This window comes from Streptosporangium minutum (assembly GCF_002149035.1).
Taxonomy (GTDB): domain Bacteria; phylum Actinomycetota; class Actinomycetes; order Streptosporangiales; family Streptosporangiaceae; genus Streptosporangium; species Streptosporangium minutum.
Genome location: NZ_NGFP01000234.1, coordinates 1 through 14962, shown reverse-complemented (window position 1 = coordinate 14962; position 14962 = coordinate 1). Strand labels below are relative to the sequence as shown.

The window sequence follows — 14962 nt, the reverse complement described above, 5'->3', positions numbered from 1 at the left end:
GAGGGAGACGGAAGGGGGAGGCGACACCGGCCCGGCCGCCGCGTGCCCGGCCGCGGGAGACCGGAGACCCGGTCCCCCGCGAGGGGCGTTACAGCGCCAGGGAGGGCTTGAGCTGCTTGAAGCGGGCCATCAGGCCGTTGACGAACTGCGGCGACTCGTCGGTCGACAGTTCGGAGGCCAGGCCGACCCACTCGCTGATGACGACGCCCTCGGGGACGTCGGGCATCCACAGCAGCTCGTAGGTGCCGCCGCGCAGCAGGTTGCGGTCGACCGCGGGCATGCGGTCGAGCGTCCAGCCCTCGGCGTAGGTGGTGATCAGTTCGTCGATGCGGGCCCGGTGGCGGCACACGCCCTCGACGATCGTCGCGGTGTACTCGTTGACGGGCGGCTCCGCCCGCTCCAGGCGCTCGGCGAGAACGCTGAGCGGGTCCTGGCTGCGCGCCTCCGCCTCGAACAGGATGTCCAGCGCGCGCCTGCGCGCCTTACCCCGTGCCGACATCAGGCCCGGCCGAGGTAATCGCCGGTGCGGGTGTCGACCTTGACCTTCTCGCCGGTCGTGATGAACAGCGGCACCTTGATCTCGGCGCCGGTCTCCAGCTTGGCGGGCTTGGTGCCGCCGGTGGAGCGGTCGCCCTGGAGGCCGGGCTCGGTCTCGGCGATGATCAGCTCGACGGCCGCGGGCAGGTCGATGTAGAGCACGTTGCCCTCGTTGATCGCCACCGTGGCCAGCATGTTCTCCAGCAGGTAGTTGGCGGCGTCGCCGACCGCGGTCCGGGAGACGTGGAGCATGTCGTAGTTCTCGGTGTCCATGAAGACGAAGTCGTCGCCGTCCATGTAGGAGAACTGCATCTCGCGCTTGTCGACGTTGGCCACCTCGACCTTGACGCCGGCGTTGAAGGTCTTGTCGACGACCTTGCCCGACATGACGTTCTTCAGCTTGGTGCGGACGAACGCACCACCCTTGCCGGGCTTGACGTGCTGGAACTCCACAACCGCCCAGAGCTCACCGCCGTCGAGCTTGAGCACCAGGCCGTTCTTGAGGTCGTTCGTCGTCGCCACTAGTTTCTCCTGCGTACGGCCGCTCTAAAGGACAAGCAGCTCTTTGGTCGTCCGTGTGAGAAGTTCCGGTCCGTCATCACGCGTCACGAGCGTGTCCTCGATGCGGACGCCGCCCCTGCCCGGTAGGTAAACTCCAGGCTCAACGGTGACCGGAACTCGATCCTCTAGTCTAGCGTGCTCATGGTCGGGCTCCGGCTTCAGCGGAGACAGGAACGGCGCCTCGTGAATCTCCAGCCCGACACCGTGGCCGAGGCCGTGGCCGAAGTAGTCTCCGTACCCCGCCTGCGCGATCACCTCGCGGGCGGCGGCGTCCACCTCGTGGGCGGCGGCGCCGGGCCGTACGGCATGGCGGCCGGCGCGCTGGGCGGCACGGACCAGGTCGTACAGCTCGCGCTGCCACGGGGCGGGCTCGCCGATCGCCACCGTCCGGGTCATGTCGGCATGGTAGCCCCCGTGCAGCGCCCCGAAGTCCATCGTGACCAGATCGCCCCGCTCCAGCGGCCGGTCCGAGGGCGAGTGGTGCGGGATCGAGCCGTTGGGGCCGCTCGCCACGATCGAGTCGAAGGCGGGCTTCTCGGCGCCCAGCTCGATCATCCGGGACTCCAGCGCCCTGGCGATGTCCCTCTCGGTCACCCCGGGCCGCAGCATGGGCAGCACGTCGGAGAATGCCTGGTCGGTGATCGCGCACGCGTCGCGGAGAAGGTCGATCTCGGCCTCGTCCTTGACCCGGCGCACCGACTCCACCGCCCCGGTCAGGCGCAGCAGGTCCTCGCCCAGCCGGAAGTAGTCGGCGACGGGCATGTCGTGGGCCTCGACGGCGACCCGGTCGGCCATCACCACCAGGCATCCGGCGACGTCGCGCTCCTCGACCACCTCGATGTCGGAGCAGGCCCGCCGCGCGGTCTCGGCGTAGCGGGAGTCGGTGGCCAGCGTGGCACGGGCGTCGGCCCGGACGAGCACCGCCGCGTTGGAGCTGGCCAGGCCGGTCAGGTAGCGCACGTTGACGCCCCGGGTGACCAGGATCGCGTCCGCCTCGTGAGCGGGGAGCAGTGCCGCGAGGCGTTCGCGGCGCCGAGCATGGGTGACGGTCATGTCCGCATGCTATTGACCGCCGCTCTTGACCCCCTTCGCAGGTGTCGCTACCTTCCCCCCAGAGGTTAGGAAGGTTTCCTAACTCCCCCCGCACCAGGAGCGCCGATGCGACGCATTCTCGCCGCCGTAGCCCTCTCCGCACTCGTGACGGCCGGCACCCCCGCCCTGGCGGAGAGCACCGCCGGGTTCATCCGGGTCGACCAGGTCGGATTCGCCCCCTCCGAGACCAAACAGGCCTACCTGATGACGACGGGCCCGGCCGCCGCGACGCCCTTCACCGTCGTCGACCACCGGGGCCGGAAGGTGCTGCGCGGCAGGGCCGGCGCGGACCTCGGCCGCTGGAACGCCAAGTACGGGCATGTCTACGCCGTCGACGTCAGCGGGCTCCGCGCCCCGGGCAGGTACCGGATCAGGACCGCCACGACCACCTCGGCGGAGTTCCGGGTCGCCCCGGCCGCGCAGTTCGCCGTGCCCGCCTCCAAGGTCGTCACGTTCTTCGGCGCCCAGCGCGACGGCGCCGACGTGATCCCCGGCGAGCTCGGGCGCAAGCCCTCCCACCTCAACGACCGCCGGGCCGCCGTCCACGAGTGGCCGGTCTTCACCGGCCCCGACACCGACCAGATCAAGGGCGGGCTCACCGCCCTCGGCGGGACCGTCGACGCCGAGGGCGGCTGGTTCGACGCGGGCGACTACCTGAAGTTCACCCACATCCTGGCCTACGTCGACACGCTGCTCTGGGCGGCCAGGCGCGACGCCGGGCCCGTGGTGGACCCCCGGCTCCGGGCCGAGGCGGCACACGGCCTGAAGTGGCTGGACAAGATGTGGGACGAGCGGTCCAGGACCCTCTACATCCAGGTCGGCATCGGCGCGGGCGACGCGGAGGGCACGTTCGCCGGCGACCACGACGTCTGGCGCCTGCCCGAGGCCGACGACGGGGACACCGGCCAGGGGCGGCAGTACATCCGCAACCGCCCGGTCTTCCGCGCGGCCCCGCCCGGCGAGCCGATCAGCCCCAACCTCGCGGGCCGTACGGCCGCCGCCTTCGCCCTGGCCTCCCAGGTGGAGCCCGACCGGTACCGGGCCCAGCGGCTGCTGGACAAGGCCGCCTCGATCTACGCGCTGGCCAGGACCGAGAACGTGGGCAGGCTGACCACCTCGCTGCCGTGGGCCTTCTATCCGGAGAGCGTGTGGCGCGACGACATGGAGCTGGGCGGGGCCGAGATGGCACTGGCCGCCCAGCGGCTGGAGGACCCCCGGGCCGGGGAATGGCTCCGGCAGGCCGCGCACTGGGCCGGGCAGTACCTGGAGCACGAGGCCGGGGGCGACACCCTCAACCTCTACGACGTCAGCGCCCTCGGCCACGCCGACCTGGTCCGCGCGCTGCGCGCCGCCGGGGCCGGCGACCTGGCGGTGAAGGAGTCACACCTGCTCGGCGACCTGAAGGCGCAGCTGGAGATCGGCGCCGGGCGCGCCGCCAAGGACCCGTTCGGGGCCGGCGCGGTGTACGACGGCTTCGACGCGGTGCCGCACGCCTTCGGCCTGGCCGCCACCTCCCGGCTGTACCGGGCGGTGAGCGGTGACCGCGCCTACGACGCCTTCGGCACCCGGCAGCGCAACTGGACCTTCGGCGCCAACGCCTGGGGCGTGTCGTTCATGGTCGGCGCAGGCGAGAACTTCGAGCGCTGCCCGCACCACCAGATCGCCAACCTCAAGGGCCGCGTCGACGGCCGCCGCCCCCTGGCCGTCGGCGCGGTCGTGAACGGGCCCAACAGCGAGGACCTGTTCTCCGACGGCCTGGGCGAGCACTTCGAGGAGATGAAGCGCTGCCCGGGCGACGGCGTGGACCGCTACGAGGAGTTCACCGGCCGCGGCTCCCGCTACGTCGACGACGTCCGCTCCTGGCAGGCGTCGGAGCCCGCCGACGACTTCGCGGCGATCGCGCTGTACGCGCTCACGCTGATGTCGAAGGACCGCTGACCCGCGGCCGGCGCGGCACGGCCGGGCTCCCCCTGTCGCCGGGACCGGCGGGGGCCCGCCGAGCCGCGCCGGACACGGAAGTACGGCCCGCCACCCCCGTGCGGGGAGGGCGGGCCGTACGCGATCGGACCGTCAGGCGGTCGCGGGCCCGGGGACCCTGACCGCCCTGCCGGCGGGGACCCGGACCGTCAGGCGGTCGCGGGCTCGGGAACCCTGACCGCCCTCTCGGCGGGAGCGTCGTCGAGCGGCTGGGGCGGCGCGTTGAAGACCGCCTCGTCGAGGCGGCCCTCGGCCCTGCCGACCAGGACCGGGACGACCATCTGGCCGGCCACGTTGGTGGCGGTGCGGATCATGTCGAGGATCGGGTCGATGGCCAGCAGCAGGCCGACGCCCTCAAGGGGCAGGCCGAGCGTGCTGAGGGTGAGGGTGAGCATCACGATCGCACCGGTGAGGCCGGCGGTGGCGGCGGAGCCGACCACCGAGACGAAGGCGATCAGCAGGTACTGGCCAACCCCGAGCGGGATGTGGAACACCTGGGCCACGAAGATCGCGGCGAGGGCCGGGTAGATCGCGGCGCAGCCGTCCATCTTGGTGGTCGCGCCGAACGGCACCGCGAAGGAGGCGTAGTCGCGGTCCACACCCAGGCGCTCGGTGGTGACGCGCTGGGTGAGCGGCATGGTCCCGACCGAGGAACGGGAGACGAAGGCCAGCTCGATTGCGGGCCAGGCGTTCCGGTAGAAGGTGATCGGGCTGACCTTGCCGACGAAGGCGAGCAGCAGCGGGTAGCTCACCAGGAGCACCAGGAGGCAGCCGATGTAGACCCCCGCGCTGAGCTTGGCGAGCGGGGCGAGCAGGTCCCAGCCGTAGCTGGCCACGGACTTGCCGATGAGACCGGCCGTGCCGATCGGGGCCAGCCGGATGACCCACCACAGGGCCTTCTGGACCAGTTCGAGGACCGAGCGGCTGAAGCCGAGGAACGGCTCGGCCTTGTCGCCGACGGCCAGGGCGGCGGCGCCGAGGACGGCTCCCAGGAAGACGATCTGGAGGACGTTGAGCTCGGTGAAGGCGGTGACGATGTTGGTGGGGATGATGCCGGTCAGGAAGTCGACCCAGGTTCCGGCGCCTTCCAGGTCCACGGCCTTGGCGCCCTCGGTGGCGATGGTGACGCCCTCGCCGGGGTTGATGACCAGTCCGAGGCCGATGCCGAAGGCCACGGCGATCAGCGAGGTGACCAGGAACCACAGCAGCGTCTTGCCGGCGAGCCTGGCGGCCCCGTTGACGTTGCGCAGGTTTGCCACGCTGACGACGACCGCGGTGAAGACCAGCGGCGGGACCGCGAGCTTGAGGAGCTGGACGAAGATCTTGCCGACTTCGGTCAGGGTGGTGGTGAGCCAGGTGACGTCACCGGCGCGGGCGATGAAGCCGAGGGCGACACCGGCCACCAGGCCCAGCAGCAACTGCAGGGAGAAAGAGAACCTCTTCATGAACGGAAACTCCGAAAAAGGGCATGCCGGAGCGGACACGGGCATGCGGGGTGAGGATTGGGGAGCGGGGGCGTCGTTCAGCGACAGAGCTGGCTGCTGAGCCGGCACAGGTCTACGTGCAGCCGCTCGACGAGCCACACGATCACCGGAGAGAACCTCACGGCGGGGTAGAACATCCTCACGCGATACGTATATTCCGATTTGTCATGTGATGTACACCACAACACGGACCGGAAGGCGGCGGCACGAGGCCGTAAAGGGGAAAAGGGGGCCCCGGCCGGAGCCGGGACCCCCTCCGCCCGGAGGCGTCAGGAGGCGAGCTCCCTGACCCTCTCGATGAGCCGGACGCGCTCCTCATGGGTATGGCCGAGCGGGGCGACGTTGACGGTCGTGACGCCCGACTCCCTCATCGCCTGGAGGCGGTCGCGGACGTGGCCCTCGGAGCCGATCAGGGACATCTTCTCCAGCAACTCCTGCGGGACGAGCGCGGCGGCCTCGTCCTTCTTCCCGTCGAGGTAGAGGTTCTGGATCTGCTCGGCCTCCTTCTCGTAGCCGTACCGGCGGGCGAGGTCGTTGTAGAAGTTCTTGCCCTTGGCGCCCATGCCGCCGATGTAGAGCGCGGCCATCGGACGGCCCAGCTCCAGCCAGTCCGACACGTCGTCGCCGATGGCCAGCGCCGCCTGGGCGATGACGTCCAGCTCGCCCAGGGACGGGTCGCGCCGGGCCTTGCCCGCGGCCAGCGAGGCGCCCCAGACGTCGGCGGCCTTCTCCGGCATGTAGAAGATCGGCTCCCAGCCCTCGGCCAGCTCCGCGGAGAGCTCGACGTTCTTGGGGCCGATGGCGGCGATCACGATGGGGACGCGGTCGCGGACCGGGTGGTTGATGATCTTCAGAGGCTTGCCCAGGCCGGTGCCCTGACCCGCGGCGAGCGGCACCGTGTAGTGCTTGCCCTCGTAGGTCAGGCGCTCGCGCTTCCAGACCTGACGGCAGATCTCGACGACCTCGCGGGTACGGCCCAGCGGAGCGGTGTACGGCACACCGTGGAAGCCCTCGATGACCTGGGGGCCCGAGGCACCCAGGCCGAGGGTGAAGCGGCCGTCGGAGACGTAGTCCATTCCGGCGGCGGTCATGGCCAGCAGGGTGGGCGTACGGGAGTAGATCGGCAGGATGCCGGAGGCGATCTGCAGACGCTCGGTCTTGGCCGCGATGTAGCCCATCTGACTGACCGCGTCGAAGCTGTAGGCCTCGGCGACGAAGACGATGTCGAGGCCGGCCTTCTCGTAGTCGGCCAGCGCGGCCACGGTTTCCTTGAAGCCCCCCGAGTAGTTCAGGGCCATACCGATACGCATCCTGAGATCGTCCTTCCGCGCGCCCACAGAACCGAATGATGTTCCGTTGTCTCCGGTGCAAAGGCTATCGACTCACCGCCGAAGCACCAAGCCCCCGCGTCCTGGCCACGAGGCCGGTAGCGTACGCATTTCAGGGCAGGGGAAAGCCCTCCGGGGACCGGGTGGACGAGGAGCGACGTGCTGAGACGGTCGATCATCGCGGTGGCGGGGGTGCTGGCCCTGATTCTCGGCGGCCACCGGCTCCTGCCGGAACTGGGTGGGTTCACGCCCGTGCTGGAGAGCCTGCTCCCCTGGCTCGGCGTCGCCGTGCCGGTGCTGCTGGTCGTCGCGCTGTTCACCCGCTCGTGGCAGGTGATCGTCGCGGTGCTGGTCCCGGCGGCCGTATGGGGGGTCATGTTCGGTCCCGCGCTGCTGCGCTCCCCGCCGGGCGGGCCGAGCGACCTGTCGGTGGCCACCGTCAACGTGGGGGTGACCAACGCCGCCTCGGGCCGGGCCGTACGGGCCGTCTCGAAGGGCCGGGACCTGATCGCCGCGCAGGAGCTGACCCCCGGCGGGCCGGCGGCCAAGGCGCTCGACGAGCGCTTCCCGCACCACTACCAGGTCAGCACGGTCGGCCTGTGGAGCCGCTTCCCGATCGTCGAGGCCCGCAAGGCGGACATCGGCCTGGACTGGGTGCGGGCGCTGCGGGCCGTGGTCAAGACGCCCAAGGGGAAGCTGACCGTCTACGTCATGCACCTGGCCTCGGCCCGTCCCGGCAAGACCGCCCAGCGCGACGAGACCCTCGCGCACGCCCGCAAGATCATCGACAGGGACGAGAGCGAGCACCTGCTCCTGCTCGGCGACCTCAACACCGCCACCACCGACCGCAAACGCTCCGGCCTGGTGCCCCCGCTGTCGGACGCCCAGCAGGAGGCCGGCTCCGGCTTCGGGTTCACCTGGCCGTCGTCCTTCCCGCTCACCCGTCCCGACCACATCCTCTACCGCGGCCTCACCGCCACCTCCGCGGGCGTCGAGCCGGCCGCGGGCAGTGACCACCGCGCCGCCTTCGCCTCGCTGCGCCTGGGAGAGAGCTCCTGACCACGCGGCGCCGCCTCACCCGCGCGGCACGGGCGGCGGCGCCCGGCAGGACCCGCCGGCGGCCTCAGCGCGCCCTCAGCGCGGACAGATCCGCCGGGGTGTCGATGTCGGCGGGGTCGCCGGCATCGTCGCAGGGCACCGCGACGACCAGCTCGGGGTGGGCCCGCAGGAACGGCCGGGCGCCGACGTCACCGGTCGCGAGCGCGGCGACCTCCTCGAAGTGCTCCCTGGCGATCAGCACCGGGTTCCTCGGCGCCCCGCCGTAGGTGGCGACGGCGACCGAGGCGCCGTCGCGCGCGGCCCGGATCAGCCGCTCCACCGCCCGCGGGCCGATGAACGGCTGGTCCACCAGGGCGATCACCACGTGCCGCGCGTCGCCGGGGAGTGCGCCGAGTCCGGTGCGCAGCGAGGAGCCCATCCCCGAGCGCCACCGCGGATTCCGTACGGCCACCGCCCCGCGCACCTGCGCCACGGCGGCTCCCAGCACGACGACCACGGGATGGCAGCCGCCGTCGTGGAGCAGCCGGACGCCCCGGTCCACCAGCCGCTCGCCGCGGAACTCCACCAGCGCCTTCGGCGTGCCCAGCCGCGAGCCCGAACCGGCCGCCAGCAGCAGCCCCGCGGTGGCCCCCCGTGCGGCGACCTCCCCGCGCGTGGTCACGGCCGGCCCCCGTCCCCGTGGATCCGGCCGGAGCCGTCGGTGAGGGGCTGTCCCGAACCGCCCCAGCGGAGCTGGATCAGCTCGGCGGCGATGGAGACCGCGGTCTCCTCCGGGGTCCGCGCCCCCAGGTCCAGCCCGATCGGGGAGCGGAGCCGTTTCAGCTCCGCCTCCCCCAGGCCCGCCTCACGGAGCCGTGCCAGCCGGTCCTCGTGGGTGCGGCGCGAGCCCATCGCCCCGACGTAGCCCGCCGGGGTGCGCAGGGCCACCTCCAGCAGCGGGACGTCGAACCGCGGGTCGTGGGTGAGCACGCAGATCGCGGTCCGCTCGTCCACGGTGACCGAGGTCAGGTAGTCGTGCGGCCACTTGACGATCACCTCGTCGGCCTCGGGGAAGCGCTTGGCCGTGGTGAAGACCGGGCGGGCGTCGCACACGACCACGTGGTAGCCGAGGAACTTGCCGATCCTGGCCACCGCGGCGGCGAAGTCGATCGCGCCGAAGACCAGCATCCGGGGCGGCGGGGCGAAGGAGTGCACGAAGACCGACAGCTCGTCGAGCCGCCGCTCGCCGCGGGAGCCGTACCGCCGGACCCCGGTGAGCCCCTGCGCGAGCATGCCCCGCACGTCGTCGTCCACCGCCTCGTCCAGCCGCGTCACGCCGAGCGAGCCGGAGGAGCGGTCCGGCCAGATCACCCGGCGGGCGCCGATCGCACCCGGCCCGGACAGCACGGTCGCCACCGCCACCGGCTCGCGCTCCCGCACCGACGCGGCGATCGCCCCCAGCTCGGGGAACGTCTCGCGCGACACCGGCTCGACGAACACGTCCAGGATGCCGCCGCAGGTCAGACCGGCCGAGAAGGCGTCGTCGTCGCTCACGCCGTACCGCTGCAGGACCGGCGTGCCGGCGGCGACCACCTCCCGGGCCAGCTCGTAGACGGCCCCCTCGACGCAGCCGCCCGAGACGCTGCCCTCGGCCTCCTCGCCGAGCACGGCCATGGACGCGCCCGGCGGGCGGGGCGCGCTACGGAAGGTGTCCACCACGGTGGCCAGGCCGAACGTCTGCCCGGACTCCCACCACCGCACGATCTGCGACAGCACGTCACGCATGCGCCCCTCCCAGCAGGCCGGCCAGTTCCTCGAAGGCGGCCAGGCTGTGCCCGGCCACGAAGTCGTCGATGTGGGGCAGGGCGGCGCGCATCCCGGCGGTGAGCGGCTGGTAGCCCCGCTTCCCCTTGTGGGGGTTGACCCAGATCACCCGGTGCGCCATCCGGGACAGCCGGGCCATCTCCGCGCCGAGCAGCGAGACGTCGCCGCGCTCCCACCCGTCTGAGGCGATCACCACCACCGCGCCCCTGGCGTCGTTCAGCGAAAGGAACCTCTTGAGCTCCTCCCCCAGCCTGGTGCCGCCGCTCCAGTCGGGGATGGCCCGTGAGACGGCGTCCATCGCGGTGGCCGGGTCGCGGTGGCGCAGCTCGGCGGTGAGCCGGGTGAGCCGGGTGCCCGCGCTGAACACCTCGGTGGCCCGGGGCTCGCGTCTGACCAGCGCGTGGGCGAGCCGGAGCAGCGTGTCGGCATAGGGGGTCATGGAGCCGCTGACGTCCACCAGCAGCACGACCCTGCGGGGCCTGGTCCGGTGCGCGCGGTAGCGGAGCCGGGCGGCCTCCCCGCCGCGCCGCAGGGTCTCGCGGATCGTCGCCCTGCTGTCGAGCCGTCCCCGGTGCGACGGCCGCCACCGCCGTGACCTGCGCTGCTCGCGCTCCGCCCGGAACACCGCGAGCAGTCGGCGCACCTCCGCCAGCTCCGCTCCCGTCATCTTGGCCACGTCCCGGTTGCGCAGCACCTCCGCCGCGCTCGCGCTGGCCACCGGAGCGGGGCCGTCCTCGCCGCCGCCGGGGGCGCCGGACATGGTGGCGGTGTGCCGGGTGACGGTGATCGCGGCCGGTCTGGCACGGCCCGCGCGCAGCCCGCCGAAGTAGGCGTGGAAGACCCTGTCGTAACGCGGCAGGTCGTCGGCCGAGGCGCACAGGGTGAACCGGCCCGCCCAGTAGACGTCGCGCGGCTCGGCGGCGTCCAGGTGCGACAGCGCGCGCAGCAGGCCCTGGGTCCTCTCGTGGTCGGCGGGGACCCCCGCCGCGCGCAGCGTCCTGGCGAACCCGGTCATGACGGCGACCAGGTCACCCGCCGTCCCCGGGCCGGGCGGACCGCCCTCCCGCCGGTCGGGGCCGTCGCGCCGCCGGTCGGGGCCGTCTCCCTGCCGATCACGGCCCTCAGCCCGCCGGTCAGGGCCGCCTCCCGGCCGGTCACGGCCCTCAGCCGCGGAGGTCACCGAGGATCCCGTTCCCGAGCACGGTCTCGTGGTCCTCGCGGTGCTTGAGCAGGGCGCCCAGCGTGGCCGCGGCCAGGTCGGGGTCCAGCTCGCGGGCGCCGAGAGTCAGCAGCGCCTCGGTCCAGTCGATGGTCTCGGCGACCCCGGGCGGCTTGACCAGCCCCGCCTCGCGGAGCCGTCCGGCCGCCCTGGCGACCTGCTCGGCGAGGGTCGCCGAGCAGGCGGGCAGGCGCCGCAGCAGGATCGCCACCTCCCGCTCGAAGGAGGGGTGCTCCAGCCAGTGGTAGAGGCAGCGCCGCTTCAGCGCGTCGTGCACCTCGCGGGTGCGGTTGGAGGTCAGCACGACCACCGGCGGCCGCTCGGCCCGGATCGTGCCGAGCTCCGGGATGGAGATCGCGAAGTCCGAGAGCACCTCCAGCAGGATCGCCTCGAACTCCACGTCGGCCCGGTCGATCTCGTCGATGAGCAGCACACTGGGCTGGGTCTCCACCGCCTTGAGCAGTGGCCGGGCGATCAGGAACCGCCGGTCGTAGACCTCCCCCTCCAGCCGGGCCGCGTCGGTGACCCCACCGGCCTCGGCCGCCTTGAGATGCAGGAGCTGGCGGGCGAAGTCCCAGTCGTAGAGCACCTGTGGCCCGTCGAGCCCCTCGTAGCACTGCAGCCGGATCAGCGGCGCCCCCAGCACCGTGGCCAGCGTCCTGGCCAGCTCGGTCTTGCCGACCCCGGCCTCGCCTTCGAGCAGCAGCGGGCGGCCCATCCGCAGCGCGAGGAACGCCGCCGTGGCCAGCCCCTCGCCCGCGAGATAGGCTTCCCGGTCGAGCAGCTCCGCCAGCTCCCCGGGCGAGCCCACGTCCGACGCCTCGATTGTCCGCCTCAGCACCACCTCAGGCTACGCCCGCAGGTTCGACTTAAGCGTATTCTCACCGTCTGTGAAGAACCTGGTCCGGCAGATCAACACGCCTTCGAGAGTCGTCGTGGCCGCCTTCCTCGCGGTGGTCCTCAGCGGTACGGCGTTGCTGTCGCTGCCCATCGCGGTCGAGGCGGGCCAGAAGGCGACGTTGACCTCCGCCCTGTTCACCGCGACCTCGGCGGTGTGCGTCACCGGGCTCGCAGTACAGGACACGGCGGCACACTGGACGTTCTTCGGCGAGACGGTGATCCTGGTGCTGATGCAGATCGGCGGCTTCGGGATCATGTCCCTCGCCTCGATCCTCGCGGTGGTCGTCTCCGGCCGGCTCGGCCTGCGCGCCCGGCTCAACACCCAGGCCGAGACCAAGACCCTGGGGCCGGGCGACGTGCGCCGGGTGCTCGTGGGCGTCGCCAAGGTCACGCTGGCGGTGGAGACGCTGATCGCCGTGGTGCTCACCGCCCGTTTCGTCATCGGGTACGGCGAGCCGTTCGGCCGCGCCGCCTACCACGGCGTCTTCCACGCGGTCTCGGCGTTCACCAACGCCGGGTTCGCGCTCTGGCCGGACAGCATCATGCGGTTCGTCACCGACCCGTGGGTCTGCCTCCCGCTGGCGCTGGCGGTGGTCGCCGGAGGCCTCGGCTTCCCGGTCTACGCCGTGCTCCGGCAGAACTGGCGCCATCCGGCGCGCTGGTCGCTGCACGCGAAGATCACCCTGGGGATGACCACCGTCCTGCTGTTCGGCGGGACGACGGCCATCACCGTCACCGAGTGGAACAACCCCGGCACGCTGGGGGCGCTCTCCCCCGGCCTGCGTATCCTGGCCGGGTTCTTCCACAGCGCCATGACCCGCAGCGGCGGCCTGAACTCCGTCGACATCTCCCAGATGAACGAGAACAGCTGGCTGATCAGCGACGTGCTGATGTTCATCGGCGCGGGCAGCGCGAGCACCGGCGGCGGCATCAAGGTGACGACGTTCGCGCTGCTCGCCTACGTCATCCTGGCCGAGCTGCGCGGCGAGCCGGACGTCACGGCCGGGCGCCGCCGCATCCCCGAGCAGCTCCAGCGGCAGACGCTGACCATAGCCCTGCTCAGTGTGGCCTCCGTCGCCGCCGGCACATTCGTCATGATGATGGTCACCCCGTTCAAGCTGGACCGCGTACTGTTCGAGGTGGTCTCCGCGTTCGGCACGGTCGGCCTGTCCACGGGGATCACCCCTGACGTCGGCACCAGCGGGCATCTGGTCCTGACGGTCCTGATGTTCATCGGCCGGCTCGGCCCGGTGACCCTCGGTGCCGCGCTGGCGCTGCACGTCCAGACCCGTAGGTTCCGCTATCCGGAGGAGCGTCCCCTCGTTGGTTGACAAGAAGAACCGCGGCGACGCGGTCGTGGTGATCGGGCTGGGCCGGTTCGGCGGCGCGCTGGCGGTGGAGCTGGTGGGACGCGACGTCGAGGTGCTGGGAGTCGACAACGACCCCAAGAACGTCCAGGAGCTGTCCGGTCAGCTCACCCATGTGGTCTGCGCCGACTCCACCGACCCGGACGCGCTCACGCAGCTGGGAGCCGCCGAGTTCGGCCGGGCCGTGGTCGGCATCGGCACCGACATCGAGGCGAGCATCCTGACCACCTCCATCCTGGCCGACCTCGGCGTGCCCGACATCTGGGCCAAGTCGATCAGCCTCCAGCACAGCCGGATCCTGGAACGGGTCGGCGCCCACCACGTGGTGCAGCCCGAGCACGACATGGGCGAGCGGGTCGCGCACCTGGTCACCGGCCGGATGCTCGACTACGTGGAGGTCGACGAGGACTACGCGCTGGTCAAGACCAAAGCCCCCCACTGGGCGGCGGGCAGGACGCTGGGCGAGCTGGGCATCCGCAAGAAGTACGGGGTGACCGTGGTCGGGGTCAAGAAACCCGGCGGCAGGTTCACCTACGCCACCTCGGAGACGGTCATCGACGGCGGCGACACCCTGCTGGTCGCGGGCGACACCGACAAGACCGAGCGGTTCGCCGAGGAGACCTGAGGCCGGCCGGGCGCCCGGCCGGGGAGGTCTCAGCCGGGAGGGCCGGAAGTGGTGGAGTGGGTCGTCACGGCGGGTGCCCCCGCCAGGCAGGTGACGCGGATCGTCGTCCGGTCGCCGCCGGATGCGAACTGCACCGAGACGGCCGGCGAGGGTCCCCGCTCGACCCTGCCGACGCCGTACCCCTGGGCCGGGCTCCAGGAGAGCAGGACGGCCTGATCGGCGTCGCAGGCGGTGACGACGGACCCTTCGCCGTAGGAGAACTCCCTGGTCGCCGCTCCGGGCCGGGGCGATGCGGGGCCGGCGGGCTCGGCGAGCGCGGGGCTGCCGGTCACGCTGACCAGGGTGCGCTCGACCTCGTTCAGCGTCATGGGCTGGACGGCCTGGCCGGTGATGTGGACACCGATCAGCGACACCGCCCAGGTGCTGGCGACTGTGGTGAGGGTGGCTGCGGCAAGCCACCCGCCCAGCCCGAGCAGGGTGTGCCCGTTCACTGAACAAACGTCTCATCAGCCCTGTTAACGCCCCGCCAAGCGGGCCTCACGACGTGGTTAACACAGTCGGCCGATTCGGGAAAGGTTAGCGTGATGACGTGGCACAGTTGCTTCTCGTCGAGGATGACGCTCAGGTCAGGTCCGCGCTGACCCGCGCGCTCACCGAACGCGGGCACGCCGTCACGTCCGCTTCCGCGGGCATGCCGGGCCTCTCCCGGGCACTGGAGGACCGGCCCGACCTGATCGTGCTCGACCTGGGCCTGCCCGATCTCGACGGCTGCGAGGTGCTGCGCATGCTGCGCGCCGTCAGCGCCGTCCCGGTCATCGTGGCGACCGCGCGCGACGACGAACCGCAGATCGTCCGGGCACTGGACGCCGGAGCCGACGACTACGTCGTCAAACCGTTCAGCGCGGCCCACCTGGACGCCCGGATCCGGGCCGTACTGCGCCGCAGCCGCGACGACGACGCCGAGCCCGCGCCGGTACGGGTCGGCGGCCTGCTCATCGAGCAGGCCGGCC

16 protein-coding genes are annotated in these 14962 nt (G+C 72.0%); 5 read left to right on the top strand and 11 right to left on the bottom strand.

Annotation, left to right across the window (positions count from 1 at the left end):
* Nucleotides 1-88 precede the first annotated feature (88 nt).
* The 3 genes from nusB to CA984_RS34970 are packed head-to-tail and all read right to left on the bottom strand — an operon-like array spanning nucleotide 89 to nucleotide 2151.
* Nucleotides 89-499, bottom strand: a complete 411-nt coding sequence (gene nusB / locus CA984_RS34980) for a transcription antitermination factor NusB (protein ID WP_086577701.1) — start codon at nucleotides 497-499, stop codon at nucleotides 89-91.
* Complete coding sequence (gene efp, locus CA984_RS34975; RefSeq protein WP_086577700.1) at nucleotides 499-1059, bottom strand: elongation factor P; 561 nt, start codon at nucleotides 1057-1059, stop codon at nucleotides 499-501. Before efp ends, nusB begins: the two co-directional genes overlap by 1 nt.
* 24 nt (nucleotides 1060-1083) lie before the next feature.
* Nucleotides 1084-2151 (bottom strand): M24 family metallopeptidase, encoded by a 1068-nt coding sequence (locus CA984_RS34970; protein WP_086577699.1) that lies wholly within the window; start codon nucleotides 2149-2151, stop codon nucleotides 1084-1086.
* A 105-nt stretch (nucleotides 2152-2256) separates the two neighbouring features.
* On the opposite strand from CA984_RS34970, the gene CA984_RS34965 reads away from it, so the two are divergent.
* Nucleotides 2257-4128: a glycoside hydrolase family 9 protein gene (locus tag CA984_RS34965; protein ID WP_086577698.1), complete on the top strand. Its 1872-nt coding sequence runs from the start codon at nucleotides 2257-2259 to the stop codon at nucleotides 4126-4128.
* 188 nt (nucleotides 4129-4316) lie between these two features.
* On the opposite strand, the gene CA984_RS34960 is transcribed toward CA984_RS34965, so the two are convergent.
* The 3 genes from CA984_RS34960 to CA984_RS34955 all read right to left on the bottom strand — a co-directional run bounded on the left by CA984_RS34960 (nucleotide 4317) and on the right by CA984_RS34955 (nucleotide 6961).
* Nucleotides 4317-5612, bottom strand: a complete 1296-nt coding sequence (locus tag CA984_RS34960) for a dicarboxylate/amino acid:cation symporter (protein WP_086577697.1) — start codon at nucleotides 5610-5612, stop codon at nucleotides 4317-4319.
* A 77-nt stretch (nucleotides 5613-5689) separates the two neighbouring features.
* Entirely contained in the window at nucleotides 5690-5788 is a 99-nt protein-coding gene (locus CA984_RS49425) for a putative leader peptide (protein WP_342742877.1), read from the bottom strand.
* Between the two features lie 132 nt (nucleotides 5789-5920).
* Nucleotides 5921-6961, bottom strand: coding sequence for an LLM class F420-dependent oxidoreductase (locus tag CA984_RS34955; RefSeq protein WP_086577705.1), 1041 nt, complete (start codon nucleotides 6959-6961; stop codon nucleotides 5921-5923).
* Between the two features lie 177 nt (nucleotides 6962-7138).
* On the opposite strand from CA984_RS34955, the gene CA984_RS34950 reads away from it, so the two are divergent.
* The gene (locus CA984_RS34950) at nucleotides 7139-8038 is read left to right on the top strand and encodes an endonuclease/exonuclease/phosphatase family protein (protein ID WP_086577696.1); all 900 of its coding nucleotides are present in this window, start codon (nucleotides 7139-7141) and stop codon (nucleotides 8036-8038) included.
* Between the two features lie 64 nt (nucleotides 8039-8102).
* Here the strand turns inward: CA984_RS34950 and CA984_RS34945 are convergent, their stop codons facing one another.
* From CA984_RS34945 to CA984_RS34930, 4 genes are read right to left on the bottom strand one after another with little or no spacing between them, the layout of a single operon-like run.
* The gene (locus CA984_RS34945; RefSeq protein ID WP_086577695.1) at nucleotides 8103-8699 is read right to left on the bottom strand and encodes a nucleotidyltransferase family protein; all 597 of its coding nucleotides are present in this window, start codon (nucleotides 8697-8699) and stop codon (nucleotides 8103-8105) included.
* Nucleotides 8696-9802: an XdhC family protein gene (locus CA984_RS34940; RefSeq protein WP_086577694.1), complete on the bottom strand. Its 1107-nt coding sequence runs from the start codon at nucleotides 9800-9802 to the stop codon at nucleotides 8696-8698. The genes CA984_RS34945 and CA984_RS34940 overlap by 4 nt, the downstream gene beginning before the upstream one ends.
* Nucleotides 9795-11021: a vWA domain-containing protein gene (locus tag CA984_RS34935; protein ID WP_242676340.1), complete on the bottom strand. Its 1227-nt coding sequence runs from the start codon at nucleotides 11019-11021 to the stop codon at nucleotides 9795-9797. Before CA984_RS34935 ends, CA984_RS34940 begins: the two co-directional genes overlap by 8 nt.
* Nucleotides 11005-11901, bottom strand: coding sequence for an AAA family ATPase (locus tag CA984_RS34930; protein WP_242676339.1), 897 nt, complete (start codon nucleotides 11899-11901; stop codon nucleotides 11005-11007). Before CA984_RS34930 ends, CA984_RS34935 begins: the two co-directional genes overlap by 17 nt.
* A 49-nt stretch (nucleotides 11902-11950) precedes the next feature.
* Between CA984_RS34930 and CA984_RS34925 the strand changes: the two genes are divergently transcribed.
* Together CA984_RS34925 and CA984_RS34920 are read left to right on the top strand one after the other, a co-directional pair.
* On the top strand, nucleotides 11951-13291 hold the full coding sequence (locus CA984_RS34925; RefSeq protein ID WP_086577693.1) for a TrkH family potassium uptake protein: 1341 nt from the start codon (nucleotides 11951-11953) through the stop codon (nucleotides 13289-13291).
* Nucleotides 13284-13952, top strand: coding sequence for a potassium channel family protein (locus tag CA984_RS34920; protein ID WP_207621149.1), 669 nt, complete (start codon nucleotides 13284-13286; stop codon nucleotides 13950-13952). Before CA984_RS34925 ends, CA984_RS34920 begins: the two co-directional genes overlap by 8 nt.
* 29 nt (nucleotides 13953-13981) lie before the next feature.
* Here CA984_RS34920 and CA984_RS34915 read toward each other — a convergent pair whose 3' ends face one another.
* On the bottom strand, nucleotides 13982-14443 hold the full coding sequence (locus CA984_RS34915) for a hypothetical protein (RefSeq protein WP_086577692.1): 462 nt from the start codon (nucleotides 14441-14443) through the stop codon (nucleotides 13982-13984).
* A gap of 98 nt (nucleotides 14444-14541) precedes the next feature.
* Between CA984_RS34915 and CA984_RS34910 the strand changes: the two genes are divergently transcribed.
* Nucleotides 14542-14962, top strand: a 421-nt coding sequence (locus tag CA984_RS34910) for a response regulator transcription factor (protein ID WP_133061865.1), incomplete at its 3' end; no start/stop codon positions are given.

Bases quoted from the DNA above. Each gene is read 5' to 3' on its own strand.
- CA984_RS34955 (WP_086577705.1), bottom strand. From the start codon at position 6,961: ATGCGTATCGGTATGGCCCTGAACTACTCGGGGGGCTTCAAGGAAACC.
- CA984_RS34960 (WP_086577697.1), bottom strand. From the start codon at position 5,612: ATGAAGAGGTTCTCTTTCTCCCTGCAGTTGCTGCTGGGCCTGGTGGCC.
- CA984_RS34965 (WP_086577698.1), top strand. From the start codon at position 2,257: ATGCGACGCATTCTCGCCGCCGTAGCCCTCTCCGCACTCGTGACGGCC.
- CA984_RS34940 (WP_086577694.1), bottom strand. From the start codon at position 9,802: ATGCGTGACGTGCTGTCGCAGATCGTGCGGTGGTGGGAGTCCGGGCAG.
- CA984_RS49425 (WP_342742877.1), bottom strand. From the start codon at position 5,788: ATGTTCTACCCCGCCGTGAGGTTCTCTCCGGTGATCGTGTGGCTCGTC.
- CA984_RS34970 (WP_086577699.1), bottom strand. From the start codon at position 2,151: ATGACCGTCACCCATGCTCGGCGCCGCGAACGCCTCGCGGCACTGCTC.
- nusB (WP_086577701.1), bottom strand. From the start codon at position 499: ATGTCGGCACGGGGTAAGGCGCGCAGGCGCGCGCTGGACATCCTGTTC.